The following is a 13272-nucleotide window of genomic DNA, read 5'->3' on the forward strand; positions in this document are numbered from 1 at the left end:
TTGGATGGAGCGATGACATTATCACAAGCGTCGCGGCGGGGCCGTACGCTTGGACAGTCCTTCAGGGGCCGCGCGTTGCGGCCCCTTTTGTCGTTTACGGCCTGGCGTTCTTGACGTATTTGTCGAGCCAGGAATTGGTCTCGTACAGCATGTGCATGATCGATTCGCGCGCGCGGTAGGCGTGGCTTTCGTTCGGCAGCATCACCAGGCGCGCCGTGCCGCCCAGGCCCTTCATGGCCTGGAACATGCGCTCGCTCTGCATCGGGAAGGTGCCCGAATTGTTATCCTGCTCGCCGTGGATCAGCAGCAGCGCATCCTTGATCCTGTCGGCGTTATTAAACGGCGACATGGCCTGGTACACCTCCTTCGCCTTCCAGAACTCGCGCTCCTCGGACTGGAAGCCGAACGGCGTGAGCGTGCGGTTGTAGGCGCCGCTGCGCGCCACGCCGGCCTTGAACAGGCGCGTATGCGCCAGCAGGTTGCCGGTCATGAAAGCGCCGTACGAGTGCCCGCCGATGGCGATGCGGTGGCGCTCGGCCACGCCGCGCCGCACCACTTCGTCGACCGCCGCTTCGGCGTTGGCGACCAGCTGCGGCAGGTAGCTGTCGTTCGGTTCGGCGTCGCCGGCGCCGACGATCGGCATCGACGGGTTGTCCAGCACCGCATAGCCCATGGCCAGCATCGGCGCCGGGCCCCAGTAGCTGATGGCGTTGAAGCGGAACGGCGAGCCGGTGGTCTGGCTGGCCGCGCTGGCGCTCTTGAAGTCTTGCGGATAGGCCCACATCAGCAGCGGCAGCGGGCCGTCGCGCTTCGCTTCGTAATTCGGCGGCAGCATCAGGGTCGCGGTCAGGTCGACGCCGTCGGCGCGTTTGTAGCGGATCTGCTCCTTCTGCACGTCCTTCAACTGCGGGGTCGGATGCGGGAAATTGGTCAGCGCCGTCAGTTGCGCCGGGCCGCTGCGTTTCAGGTCGCGCACATAAAAGTTCGGGCGCTCGGTGGGCGATTCGCGCGTGGTCAGGAGGCGCGAGCCGTCGTCGCTGAGCACCGTCACGATGCTCTCGTAATACGGCGCCTCGCTCTGGAACAGGCGCTCCTTGGCCTTGCTGCGCAGGTTGAAGCGGTCCAGGAACGGGCGGTCGCCCTCGTTCGAGGCGCCGCTGCCGCCGAGCAGGATGGTCGAATCGGCCCCGATCACGAGGCGCGGACGGCCGGCGGCGTCCGGCATCGTCACGGGCGTGCCGGGATTGTTGTAGCGGTCTTCGGCCGAATAGGAGAACAGCAGCTCGGGCGCCGCCGCCGCCTGCTCCGGCTTGATGCGCCACAGTTTCACGGCGCGCGTCTTGTACCAGCCCTCGCCCAGCAGGGCGACGTCGCCATTGCCCCATACCACGCGGTCGTAGCGCGAACCGAGCCTGGCCAGCACGGTCGGCTCGCCCGCGAACGGTGCGGCGTGGGCGTAGACGATGTCGCGCACCTCGGCCGCCCTGGCCGGGTCGCCGCCATCCTGGGCTTCGGCCCAGACCAGGGTGGCCGGGGCGTCGACGCGCCAGCTGACCTTGCGCACGCCGGCCGATACCGCATCGTTCCCCGGCGGCAGGCCTTCCTCGAGCGGTTTGTTGGCAACCAGGTGCACCTGCTTGCCGCTCAAATCGCGCACCTCGACCCGGCGCGGAAAGGCCGATGCCGGCACCACGTACGAAAAGGGCCGCTGCAGCACGGACGAGAGCAGCAGCTTGCCGCCGGGGGCGGCCGTGACGTCGGTGTACATCTCCGGATTGCCGATCAGGCGCAGCTTGCCGGACAGGTCGACCAGCGCCAGTTGCGAGCTGGCGTAATGCTCGAAAAGGCGCGCGTCTTCCTCATTTTTGAGCAGGTCCTGGTAGGTGCGCAGCTGGCGCGCGCCCACGCTGACCTGGCTGTCCTGCAGGATCGGCCCGCCCGGCACGCCGGTCGACTGCGGCGCCTTGCCGCGCCCGATCGGCTTGAAGTTCACCAGCAAGCCTTTGGCGTCCGGCAGCCAGGAAAAGCCCGATCCGGACAGGTAGGACAGCGGCTGCGCCGTCAGGCGCCGCGCGATGCGGGTGTTGATATCGACCAGCCACAGTTCGACGCCGGACGCGCCATCGCGGTCGGCGTAGGTGACGTGGGTGAAGGCCAGGTAGCGCTGGTCGGGCGACCAGGCCGTATCGGCCAGGCGCAGCTGGCGCGGCAGGCCCATGATCTTGATTTCCTTCTGGGTCGCGATATCGAGCAGCTTGAGACCCGTGCCGAAACTGAAGCGGCTCGGCGAATAGGTGCGCGGATTGATGCGCAGGCCGGCCAGCTTGAGTTCGGGCTGCGCCACCTCGGCGATGCTGGGCAGGGCCGGCGTATCGACCATCGTCGCCAGGTTGCGCTGCGGGGACAGGCCCAGCACCGGCGCGCGCGGCGCGTCGACGATGGCTTGCAATTGCGCCGGCGGCAGCTGGTACTGGGAGTGGGCATTCGGCGCGGCGGCGAGCAGGGACATGGTCAGCGGGACGATCGGGAGGCGGTGGCGCATGGAGGGGTCTCGGGTGTAGGCGATCCTCCATCTTGCGCACTAGCGGCGGGCTTGTCAATCAGCTCTTATTCCGTATTTACCGGGCCTGCGCCATGCAGGACGGGTGGAATCGAGGCGTTGCGGCGGGCGTTTATAATGCGTCTTTCAGGACCGGATGCCATAACCCCCATGTCAATTACCACTCTCGCACTGCTGGTGCTCGCCCCCTTCCTGGTGTGGCGTGTTTACCAGCGCCTCAAGGGCATGATGACGCGCCAGCGCTCGATCGTCTCGCGTCATTACACGGGGGTGGGCGTGTTCGCGGCCATGATCCTGGTGGCGGGCTCGGAGGTGATTGCGCGCCCGCCGCTCCTGGGCTGGCTGGCGGTCGGCACGGCGGCCGGCATCGCGTACGGGATCTGGGGACTGAAGCTGACGAAATTCGAAAACGACACCTGCTGCTTCACGCCGAATGCGCGCCTGGGGATGGTGATCGCGATGCTGTTTTTCGCCCGCGTGATGTACATCGGGGTGGAGATTTACGCGAACCAGGGCAGCGGCGTGCCGACGCCGGGGTTCACCGACAGCTTCATCACCTTGCTGGCGCTGGGGCTGACGGCCGGGTATTTCGGGACGTATTCGGCGGGCTTGATCAGGTGGCGCCGGGCCTTGAAGAAGGCGGTCGAGGCGGCATAGCCGGCAGCGATGTGGACGCGGATGCCGGGCACCCGCGTCCGTCCGGTGTTTATTGAAGATTGAACGCGTTGATGGTCATCCCGCCCTGGACATACAGGATGCCATTGGCCGACAGCGACAATTTGCCCCGTGCGGGCGTGCTCCACACGACCTGGCGCTCGTTGAGGTCGATCGCAAAAACGCCTTTTTCGGTACCGACAAAAGCGAATCTGTTGGTAACGATCAGATCATCAAGATCGGCCGAGTTCTGTGGCGCGGGCATGCTCCACAACAGTTGCCCGTCGGTTTCGGCATACGCCTCGATCCGGGACTTCAGATGGTTAAGCGCAAGCAGTACGCCATTGGCGTAGGCGCCGCCGGCAAACGAACCGGGCACCGTCCAGCGCACTTTGCGCGATGACACATCGATCGCCGATATCCCCTCGTTGTAGGCGGCCGTGTTCACGCGAACGAATACCGTGCTGGCAGCGCCGAGGACAGGCGCGCCGGCGGAAGTCGTAAAGGTCTTGGCGGTCGGATCGCTGATTTGCGCCACGAGTTCGCCCGAGACGCGGTCGAAGACAACCAGATAGGTATGCCGGTACGCGTAGGCATACTTTGTATCCACGGCGGCCGCAGTGCCCCACAGCATGTCGATCGGGGTAAAGGATTTTTGCGCTCCCGTGGACCCATCGAACTGATAGAAGCCGCCAAATGGGCCGGCGTTGAGATACACGCTGCCGCCGAAGGGCGTGGCCGCAACGGGGCCGATGCCCTGCGAGCGCGCAGGCGACGTCGACAGCAGCGCTCCCGTGGCCGCGTCCACAGTCAACATGGCAGTGTCGATCCCGCCGGTGGCGGTGTACACCTTGCCGTTGCCGGTTGCAGGGGCCTGCACGATATTCGATGTGCCTTTGCCGACATCGCGCTTCCAGACCAGTTCGGCATCAGCTTCGCTCAAGGAATGCAGGCAGTTGCAACTGCCTGGAACCGAATAACCTTCTTCAGTTGTGAAGTGCAGGCGGCCCCCGCTTGTCGTAGAAGGCTGATCTACTGGCTTGTCCAGCATTTCCAATCATCTACCCGGTCTCCTCGCAGTCCGAACATCTCTACGATTTTAGTCCGTTGTCCACACTAATCATTGGTATAGTGGGGTTAGGTATTTTGACCATGTCCATAGCTCGTTAGACCAAAGGTTAACTACAATGAAAAACTTAAAACATCTTAGCGATTTCGATTTCGGCACCAAGGAATTAGGGGCCTTGCGGATAGGTTCTTTGAATACAGAAGGACGTAAGGAAGCGCAAAAGAGAGTTCAGGTAGCGGACGTCCGCGCAAACGAACTCGCGGAATGGATCTTCGAGCAAGTAGCGCACATCGTTACAGGCGACCCAGCAATCGACGGGGTTTGCGGAGGTCCCCAAGTTACCCCTGGCGCTGCTGAGCGTCTAGCGGAGGAAGAACTCTCCAAGTTTGCAGAAAAATATGGCGAGCGTTTTTTCGGTACCGGTCAAAGTCAACGAGCGGTCGATGGTCAACCGCGTGGAGTCGATTCTTTAGTCTTTCGAATTCGAGAGACGAACCGCGCTCAGCAAGAGCGCAATGCAAAATTCCAAGCCGAAGTGAGTCGATTACAAAATGACCCCACGATCAAGGCTATGCGTGAAATCGAGCGAATGAACAGATTAATCAGTCCACCGCACTTGCAGGCCATGCAGCATGCATCAGAGATAAAACGCCGGTTCGACGATATACAAAAAATTAATGCGCCGTTCGAGGATTTGCGCAAGAGATTAAATGGCGTCACGGAATGGGAGACGCTAATTGATAGATTGTACAAGTCTAACTCGGCTGTCGAAAAATTTAACTCGGTTTTGAACGCCGACACGGCATTTACAACAGCTCTAAAACAACTTCAGATTACGGATAGCTGGCGAGCATCACTTGAGCACGCGAAAAATATGTACGTACATCATTCATTCCTCGATCCCTTCGCTCGCGCACAAAGGGTGTTCCATGATATCCAGCGGCGGTGGGAGCTCCCCCGCCAGTTGGTGGATTCTATTGGCGCTCTATCTGCCTTACACGAACAAGTAGGTCGGCTTACTCTGCCGACGTTGGACTGGGTCTCTGCTGCCGAGCTTGTTCGAGTTCTAGGCGCCGATGGTTTGCAGGCTCAACTGTCGGCATTAGGAATCAACGAACACGGTGAGCTGATTAATGGAACCGACGGAAGCGAGCAAAGGCGACTGCTCAACCCAATGCAGCAAGATTTGTTGACATTGCTCGCCTTCATCGTAGGGTTCCTTTTCTTCATTTACCAAGAATGGTCGTCGGGTAAGTGGCAAGACAATGTGGATTCGAAGCTGGACTCTCACACCGTAGCATTAGCGAAGCAGGCGAAGCAACTCGAATCCCTATCAGCACTAGTCGAACTGGCGCTGGCTAAAGAAGCCAGAAGAGTGGACACTCGATTCGTTTCGCTCGAACGTGGAGCAGTTGTTTACCGCCGCCCCGAGTCCGGCACACCAATTGATGGGAAATTGCTACCCCGTGAGGTTGTCACTCTTATTTCTGAAAAAGGAAAATGGATTGAAGTGCGTTATTACCACTGGAGGAGCCGAGACTATGCCACCGGATGGGTGCTGAAAAAATATTTCACACGAGTTCCACCATCGCGTCAGAACGCCACCGAATAGATGAGTATTGAGAGGGGAAACTCACTACGCCGGCATGTTGGATTTGTTAAAGATGGAAGACCCATTGCGCCGTCTAACAAGTCAAACCGTGTGCCTTGGGCGCAGCGGAATTGCCCGTGTTTCGTCCCCAGCTATCCCTATTTGAACTTGCCGAAACCGAAGATTTATTTAATTGTAGGCGACAAGTAGCGACGCATGAACTCGCAGGAACTTAGAATACCGTGCTCGTAAGCGCGTCTAGGAATCCAATCCGACTAGAGCGCGCAAGCGAGAACGACGAATCGACGATTAACCGTTTGACTTATACCCGATAGTAGCCTGCTAGACAGCCACCGCCGGCGTCACGCGCCGCTGCAGCACGAAGATCGGCTGCGCCCACGGCGTGTCTTTCTTCTTCTTGCTGGTGATGAGGGTCAGTTCCGACGGGTCGTAGACGTCCGTGTTGTGGGTCAGCGGCGTCGTCATCAGGTACTGCGCCTCGGTGTTCTTGAGGAACTCGCCCACCAGCTGGATGTTGCGGATATCCAGGTGCGCGAACGGTTCGTCGATGAACACGAAGCCGCCCGATCCATCTTCCGACTTCAACAAACCAATCAGCAGCACCAGCGACTTCATCACCTGCTGCCCGCCCGACGCTTCGCCGTCGTTCATCCCGATCTGGTCCTTGCCGTCGAACTTGAAGCGCACGTGCAGGCCGGCCTGCGACAGCTGCACGTCTTCGTTCTCCAGCTTGACCGGATCGGCATGCACCTCGATCCCCGCCAGTTCGCCCAGCTCCTTGATGTTCTTGCTGTAGGTCTTGATGGTGTAGCGCAGCCGCTCGATGTAGGCGCCGCGCGCGTTGGCGGTCGCTTCGATCGCGCGGTTGTTCTGGTAGCGCCGCTCGTCGGTTTCGGTCTGGCGGCCCTGCAACTGCTCGTTGAGGCGGTGATGCTGGTCGATGACGGTGGCGTCCAGCTCCCAGTCGTCGCGCGCCAGGCTGTGTTCGAGCGAGGACACGCGCAGGTCGACCTGGTGCGAGTTCTGGTGTTCGGCCACCAGCGCGGCACGCCGCGCGAGCCGGCGCCAGCCTTGCGGCAGATGGCGCCAGGCGCGCCGCAGGTCCAGCAGCGCGCGCGCATGCTCGGCGCGCTGCTCGATCTGGCGCTTGTGGCCGAGCCGCAGCCCGGCTTCGGCTTCGGACAGGGTCATGCGCGCGTTCTGCCATACCGTGTCGGCACGCGTGCGCGCCACCGTGGCGGCCTTGGTCAGCGCCTGCAGTTCGCCCAGGCGCGTGCCCACCTCCATGCGTTCGGCCTTGAGCGGCACGGTGCTGCGCAGCGCTTCGTCGAATTCCGCCTGGCGCGCGGCCAGTTCCTTGGCCGCGTCGACACCGGCGATGCGCGCCTTGAGCGCCCCCACTTCGGCCGCCAGCTTGCTGATGGTGATGGTCAGCGCATCTTCCTGCGCTTCCAGCGCCGGCAGCGACTTTTGCAGCGCTTCCATGCGCTGCGAGCGTCCGGCCGTGCCGAAGCGGTAACGCGACACTTCCACGAACAGCGAGCGCCCGCCGCGCCGTTCGCGGTGATACGCGTCCGGCGTGATCCACTCGGCGTCGCGGTGCAGCTTGAAGCCCTTCTCCACCGAGTCGACGCGCTCGATGCGCGCCAGCTGGTCGATCAGCCATGGCGGGGCGGCGGCCGAAAAGCGCACCACCGACAGCAGGCTGTCATCCTTGACCGCCGGCGCCTTGATGCATTCCGGGACGATGAAGTGACGATAGCGTTCCTTCTCTGCCAGACGGTAGGCCGCCGCCGCATCCTTGGAATGCTCCAGCAGCACCACCGATGCATACCCGCCCAGCACACCTTCGACGGCGCCTTGCCATTTGGGGTCGGTCACTTCCACGATATCGGACAGCATCGCGTGCGCAATGCCGTCGTCGCGCAGGGCGCGGCGCATGGCGCGCACGGCGTCCGGCTCGGGCATCGCGGTCTTGCCCTGCAAGGCAGAGATGGTCGACTTTTCGGTCAGGATGCGGCTCGACAGCGCGTCGCGCGCCTGGCGCTGGCGTGACAGTTCGGCTTCCTTCTGGTCCAGCTGGGCCGCCACTTCGGCGATGTCCGCACCCGAATCGGCGGCCAGCTTTTGCAGGCGCTCCTTCTGTTCCAGCAGGCTATCGAGCGGCTTTAACCTGGCGTTGACCTGCGTGAGGCGGCTGCCCAGGGCGGTCGCTTCCTGCTCCAGCAGGGTCTCTTGCTGCTGCGCGTCGGCCAGCGCCTTGGCCTGCGCGGCCACGGCGTTGCGCTTTTCGATCAGCTGCGTGTCGGCCTGCGCCATCGGTTTGCGGGCGTCGCGCAGCGCGCGGCTGGCGCTTGCGGCTTTTTCGCGCGCTTCGTGGTATTCGAGGCTAGGCAGCACCTCTTCCAGCAGATTGCGGCGTTCCTTGTGCAGGTCTTCCCACTGGTGATAATTGGCCACGCGCAGGCGCAAGCCTTCCAGGTTGGTGCGCGAGGCTTCGAGTTCGGTTTCGAAGCGCTTGAGCTCCGTCTCGGTGTCGCGCTGGTGGCGCTTGGCTTCGTCGTAGGCATCCAGCACTTCCTTGTCGCCGAAGACCTGGAACACCAGGTCGAGCAACTGGCGCGGCGCGTATTCGCACAGCTTGTCGGTTTCGCCCTGCTCCAGCGCCAGCACCTTGGCCATGGCCGGCGACAGGCCGGCGTTGTGCAGGCGCTTGCGGTAGTTTTCGACCCCCAGCCAGTCGGTGGCGTCGTCGACTTCCTCGATCTGGATATTCCCCGGACGCATAAGGTACTGGCGCTTCCAGTCGCCGCCGTTCTTTTCGATCTTGCAGAACAGCGTGACTTCATCGTCGCTGAAAAAACCCGAGCCGCGGAACGGGCGGTTCGACAACTGGCGCCCGACCGCCTTGTTGTCGACCACGGAGCGGATCCAGGCGGTCTGCTGGCCCGAGTGGCGCGCGTAGTGCTTGTAGGTGCGGCCCATCGAACAATCGAGGCCGAACAGGGTGCGCAGGGCGTCGAGCAAGGTGGTCTTGCCGGAGCCGTTCTGGCCGGCGATGGTGATGATCTTGGCGTCGAGCGGGATGTTCTTGATCCGTTGCCAGTAATCCCAGTGGACCAGTTCGAGCGATTTAATATGGAACATGGACTAGCCTCAGGTTGGGGTATCGGCGGCCGGATCGGGATCGGCTGCGGGATCGGCTGCCACCTCGATGGGAACGGCCGAGACGGCGTCGGTGACGGCATCGGCGAGCGCGTCGGCGTCGTTGGCGGCCGGCTTGGGCACAGCCACCGCCACCGGCGCGCGTTTGAAGACGTCGGCCAGCGCGCCGTTGATGATGCGCTCCTTGAGCACGTCGGTATCCATCAGCAGGTCGAGCAGCGGGCCTTCGAGGATTACGTCGCCGCGCCGTTCGATGAAGCCCATGCGCGAGAGCGCGCCCAGGTTCATGTCCATGCGCGTCTTCTTGCCCAGCTTGTCGCCGAAGTCCGACAGCAGCGCCGTGTACGAAATGCCGATCGAGGTATCTTCCGCGCGCGGCAGCGGCTTGTCCTTGTCGAACAGGTCGTTCTGGTCGTCGTCGGCCTTCTGGTGGGTCTCCTGGCGTTCGCGCTTGGGCAGGATGATCTGCGCCCACAGCACCACCAGCAGCGCCACGCCGTCGCGCGTGAGGCCGAAGTTATTGTTTTGCCAGATATCCTTGGCGCCGAAGATCTTCGGTTCGACGGCGCGGTGCAGCGCCAGCGTGACATGGTCGGCGTAGACGTTATCGAGCAGTTTCAGGCCCGATTCGAGCAGGCGCTTGTCGACTTCGGCGCGGAACAGTTCATCGGACAGCACGCGCTTGACCAGTTTGTCGTCGCGGCGCAGGGTCTGATGCGTCAGCAGGCGCGCGATCAGGATTTGGGAGTCGTCATTTATCATCGGCCGGGCCGCTTTCCAGATCAAGTGAGAGGGTGGCGATCGACATCGCGAACACGTTCGGGTCGTTCAGCTGCACCATCTCGTCGGTGGGCGTGAAGGTGATCGGCAGGCGCGCCAGTTGCGCCGTGGCGCCCTGCAGGCTCGCTTCGGCGGCGTCGCCCAGCAGCGGCAGCATCGAGGCGCGGTAGGAGGCCACCGCAAAGCTGGCCGGCAGCAGCGAATCCTGGATCGGCACCGCTTTCGGGCCGTGTTCCGAGAAGCTGGGGAAGTTACCGAGGTTGGCAAAATCGGCCAGGCGCGCCAACCAGTCATCGAGTTCGGCCTGGATCGCCGGGCCGTCGTTGATGGTCAGCGGCGCGTCCTCGCCCTGCGGCAGGCCGGTAGGACCGGTGCTGGCGCTGCGTTCGGCCAGCAGTTCGGTTTCGGCCACGTCGATCATTTCGGCCGGGGTGATAAACAGGGGCATCACCGGGCGGTCGATCGCGCCCTGGGCCAGGCTCGATAAATCCTCGTGCGCCAGCAGCCAGCGCTTGACGTCCGTCGTCGACAGGCCGGACTGGCCCAGGTGCACGCGCTGGCGCTCGATCTGGTTCAGGGCGCGCGAGAACATGCCCTGCATGTTCAGCAGCGCGCTCTGGGCGCGCCCGATCGCCTGCGCGGCCTTGTGGGTGGCCGCATCGGCGCGTTCGTCGCTGGTGATGGCGCGCAGGATCTCGGAGCCCTTCTCGACCCAGTCGCAGGCCATGTGCCACTTCGCTTGCGAGGTGCGCAGGCGGAATTCGGAACCGGAGGCGATCGCATCGCGAAATTCCTCGGTCAGTTCGACCAGGCGCCCGAGCAGGTGCTTGAGCTGTTCCACGGTGACGCCGCCGACCGCCTGGGCGCCGGCCACCTGGGAGAGCAGGAAGCCCATTTCGGCGTCGTCGTCGGCCTGTCCCATCGCGAGCAGGGTGTCGAGCGAGGCGAGAACGTTGCGCGCCATCGGCGTGACGCGGTACACGGCCGCTTGCGCGTCCCAGGCCAGCAGGCTGTGCGAACGCAGGCGGGTGAGCACCGTTTCCAGGCTTTCCGGCAGCAGGTAGGCGAGCTTCTGGTTGATATCGGCGCGCGAGAACGCGGTGGTCGCGGTATCGGCCGCCAGCTCGCGCAGCACCAGCAGGCGGATCAAGACGCCGTCGGCACCGCCGTGGAACAGTGCGGTGAACGCTTGCAGGGTCGGCTGCGCCCGCTTCAAATGAAAAACTTGCTCGATCTCGTCGGCCGAGATGCCGGCCTGGAAGTGCGCCTGCAAGGAATCGTGGTCGTCTTGCCCTAAAGTCAGTGGTTCTGCAGCCACGCCTGCCGTTGTTTCCATCATCGTGTTCCGGTACCAGTTTCTTGCTTCCGGCGAAAGGTCTTGCCGTTGGGGGCGTCAGTATATCAGCTAAGCCAAGGCCATCTGTCCAAATGTACCGACCCTGTTTGCAATCTTGTTTCATAATTGCAAGACATATTGAAACTAAAGTAATATCACATCATTAAGGGGAGATATGTGTGAATCACGATGAGTTGCAGCGGATTACTGCTTTACCGGAATATTTACCCGCTCCGCAGGTGGAGAAGGAGCTCGCCTCGCTGCTGCGCTCGTTCCGCCACGGGATGCCGGACGCGCAGGAAAAGCTGCTGATGATGGAAGCACTGGCGCAACTTGCCGACAGGCAATGGCAAACCTTCGAAATCCTGCCGCATGCGGCCAGGAAGCGTCTGAGTGCGTTTGCGATCGGCGTATGGGAGCGGCGTTCGCTGGCGTCGACCGCGCTGTTAATCAGCATTATCCGCACCTTGGGGCTGAGCGATGCGCTGACCTACGCCACCTCGGTCGATCCCGCGACGCTGGAAACCATCATCGCCGCCGAGCTGCGCCACGCGCTGGCCGAGTTCGGCGATACGGTGGGCAATCCGTACACGCAGATGAAGCAACGATAGCAACTCCCCCTGTATCCGCTCCGGTGCCTACCGCCGTGCCTGTCTCCCGATGGGACATGGCTCGGCCCGTGTCCACTTCGGTGCCTGTCACCCGATCGGACATTGCTCAGCCCGTGTCCACTTCGGTGCCTGCCACCCGATGGGACAGTGTCCGAATGTCAGACCTGGCACCGGATGGGACACTTCGGGGCCTGTCACCCGATGGGACAGTCACCCGATGGGACATTGTCCACTTCGGTGCCTGTCACCCGATGGGACAGTGTCCGAATGTCAGACCTGGCAACGGATGGGGCTGTGTCCGAATGTCAGACCTGGCACCGGATGGGACACTTCGGTGCCTGTCACCCGATGGGACATTGTCCACTTCGGTGCCTGTCACCCGATTGTCCACTTCGGTGCCTGTCACCCGATGGGACAGTGTCCGAATGTCAGACCTGGCAACGGATGGGGCTGTGTCCGAATGTCAGACCTGGCACCGGATGGGACACTTCGGTGCCTGTCACCCGATGGGACATTGTCCACTTCGGTGCCTGTCACCCGATTGTCCACTTCGGTGCCTGTCACCCGATGGGACAGTCACCCGATGGGACATTGCTCAGCCCGTGTCCACTTCGGTGCCTGTCACCCGATGGGACAGTGTCCGAATGTCAGACCTGGCAACGGATGGGGCTGTGTCCGAATGTCAGACCTGGCACCGGATGGGACACGAGCTGGACATTGATGGACCTGGCGCCGCCTATTTCTTGCTGATCTTGTCGACCGTCTGTTCGATGAACTCGCCTTCTTCATCGCTGTAGCGCAACTGCACCGGATACCAGTCGTGCCCCGGCGCCAGCCACAGGTCGACGGTCTGGTCCTTGTCGCCCGGCGGCGGGGCCTTGGACAGGTGCACCGCGTCGACTTCGCCAAGCCCGGTCGCGATCTTCTCGCGCTTGAGTACCTTGAACGACCACAGCTGCGCATCCTTGCGTCCCGCCACGAACAGGCGCCATTCCGAGCCCGCAACGAATTTCTCCGGCTGGGCCCGCGCCAGCGCGGCCAACTGCCATTGCGCGCTCAGCCGGTCCTGCTCGCCGCCGCGCAGAGGATAGGTTTCCTTGCCGGCGCTGAAACTCAAACTCTTGGCGCCACGGTCGAAGGTGGCCGTGGTCGCCTCCTTGCGGAAACGCTTTTCGACGAATTGCGACGGCGCGATGCCGTAGGTATCGACAATGCCTTCGCTGCGGCTGTCGAGGATCTTGCCCAGCATCTGCGCTTTCGTCTCGTTGACGAGGCTGTACTTGCCATCGCCGGCGCGCCAGTTCACCTGGGCCTCGCCGCTCAGGGCCAGCCCTTTCTGGCGCGCCTTGAGCGTGTAGTGCAGGTCGGCCGAGGGCGGCAGGTTGAAGGGGCGCAGCACGGCTTCGTGTTCGGCGGCAAAGATGCCGGCGCAGGCACCGGCCAGCACGGCGCCGCCCAGCAGTTGTGTCAATAATGGTCGCATCG

The 13272-nt window shown here is 62.8% G+C and carries 9 protein-coding genes; 3 read left to right on the plus strand and 6 right to left on the minus strand.

From position 1 onward, the window contains the following. Positions 1 to 94: 94 nt before the first annotated feature. Positions 95 to 2542 (minus strand): S9 family peptidase, encoded by a 2448-nt coding sequence (locus EJB06_RS21605; protein ID WP_126076087.1) that lies wholly within the window; start codon positions 2540 to 2542, stop codon positions 95 to 97. Positions 2543 to 2710: 168 nt separating this feature from the next. On the opposite strand from EJB06_RS21605, the gene EJB06_RS21610 reads away from it, so the two are divergent. Beyond that, positions 2711 to 3217 carry a CcdC protein domain-containing protein gene (locus EJB06_RS21610; RefSeq protein ID WP_126076088.1) on the plus strand — a complete coding sequence of 169 codons (507 nt, stop codon included), beginning with the start codon at positions 2711 to 2713 and terminating at the stop codon, positions 3215 to 3217. A 49-nt stretch (positions 3218 to 3266) separates the two neighbouring features. On the opposite strand, the gene EJB06_RS21615 is transcribed toward EJB06_RS21610, so the two are convergent. Beyond that, the gene (locus EJB06_RS21615) at positions 3267 to 4265 is read right to left on the minus strand and encodes an outer membrane protein assembly factor BamB family protein (RefSeq protein ID WP_126076089.1); all 999 of its coding nucleotides are present in this window, start codon (positions 4263 to 4265) and stop codon (positions 3267 to 3269) included. Positions 4266 to 4401: 136 nt separating this feature from the next. Between EJB06_RS21615 and EJB06_RS21620 the strand changes: the two genes are divergently transcribed. Beyond that, the gene (locus EJB06_RS21620) at positions 4402 to 5895 is read left to right on the plus strand and encodes an SH3 domain-containing protein (protein ID WP_126076090.1); all 1494 of its coding nucleotides are present in this window, start codon (positions 4402 to 4404) and stop codon (positions 5893 to 5895) included. A gap of 321 nt (positions 5896 to 6216) precedes the next feature. On the opposite strand, the gene EJB06_RS21625 is transcribed toward EJB06_RS21620, so the two are convergent. From EJB06_RS21625 to EJB06_RS21635, 3 genes are read right to left on the minus strand one after another with little or no spacing between them, the layout of a single operon-like run. Continuing rightward, positions 6217 to 9042, minus strand: a complete 2826-nt coding sequence (locus EJB06_RS21625) for an ATP-binding protein (protein ID WP_126076091.1) — start codon at positions 9040 to 9042, stop codon at positions 6217 to 6219. Between the two features lie 9 nt (positions 9043 to 9051). Beyond that, positions 9052 to 9819 carry a hypothetical protein gene (locus tag EJB06_RS21630; protein WP_229427217.1) on the minus strand — a complete coding sequence of 256 codons (768 nt, stop codon included), beginning with the start codon at positions 9817 to 9819 and terminating at the stop codon, positions 9052 to 9054. Next, positions 9812 to 11179 carry a hypothetical protein gene (locus EJB06_RS21635; protein ID WP_126076093.1) on the minus strand — a complete coding sequence of 456 codons (1368 nt, stop codon included), beginning with the start codon at positions 11177 to 11179 and terminating at the stop codon, positions 9812 to 9814. Before EJB06_RS21635 ends, EJB06_RS21630 begins: the two co-directional genes overlap by 8 nt. 176 nt (positions 11180 to 11355) lie before the next feature. Between EJB06_RS21635 and EJB06_RS21640 the strand changes: the two genes are divergently transcribed. Beyond that, positions 11356 to 11787, plus strand: a complete 432-nt coding sequence (locus EJB06_RS21640; RefSeq protein ID WP_126076094.1) for a hypothetical protein — start codon at positions 11356 to 11358, stop codon at positions 11785 to 11787. A 736-nt stretch (positions 11788 to 12523) separates the two neighbouring features. Here EJB06_RS21640 and EJB06_RS21645 read toward each other — a convergent pair. Continuing rightward, a complete protein-coding gene (locus tag EJB06_RS21645) occupies positions 12524 to 13270 on the minus strand; it encodes a DUF3108 domain-containing protein (protein ID WP_229427204.1) in 747 nt (248 codons plus the stop codon). Between the last annotated feature and the right edge of the window lie 2 nt (positions 13271 to 13272).

It is taken from the genome of Massilia atriviolacea (assembly GCF_003953935.1).
Classification (GTDB): Bacteria; Pseudomonadota; Gammaproteobacteria; order Burkholderiales; family Burkholderiaceae_D; genus Telluria_A; species Telluria_A atriviolacea.

What these genes read in the sequence shown, in the direction of transcription:
- EJB06_RS21605 (WP_126076087.1), bottom strand. Translation starts at nt 2,542, where the DNA reads ATGCGCCACCGCCTCCCGATCGTCCCGCTGACCATGTCCCTGCTCGCC.
- EJB06_RS21610 (WP_126076088.1), top strand. Translation starts at nt 2,711, where the DNA reads ATGTCAATTACCACTCTCGCACTGCTGGTGCTCGCCCCCTTCCTGGTG.
- EJB06_RS21615 (WP_126076089.1), bottom strand. Translation starts at nt 4,265, where the DNA reads ATGCTGGACAAGCCAGTAGATCAGCCTTCTACGACAAGCGGGGGCCGC.
- EJB06_RS21620 (WP_126076090.1), top strand. Translation starts at nt 4,402, where the DNA reads ATGAAAAACTTAAAACATCTTAGCGATTTCGATTTCGGCACCAAGGAA.
- EJB06_RS21625 (WP_126076091.1), bottom strand. Translation starts at nt 9,042, where the DNA reads ATGTTCCATATTAAATCGCTCGAACTGGTCCACTGGGATTACTGGCAA.
- EJB06_RS21635 (WP_126076093.1), bottom strand. Translation starts at nt 11,179, where the DNA reads ATGATGGAAACAACGGCAGGCGTGGCTGCAGAACCACTGACTTTAGGG.
- EJB06_RS21645 (WP_229427204.1), bottom strand. Translation starts at nt 13,270, where the DNA reads ATGCGACCATTATTGACACAACTGCTGGGCGGCGCCGTGCTGGCCGGT.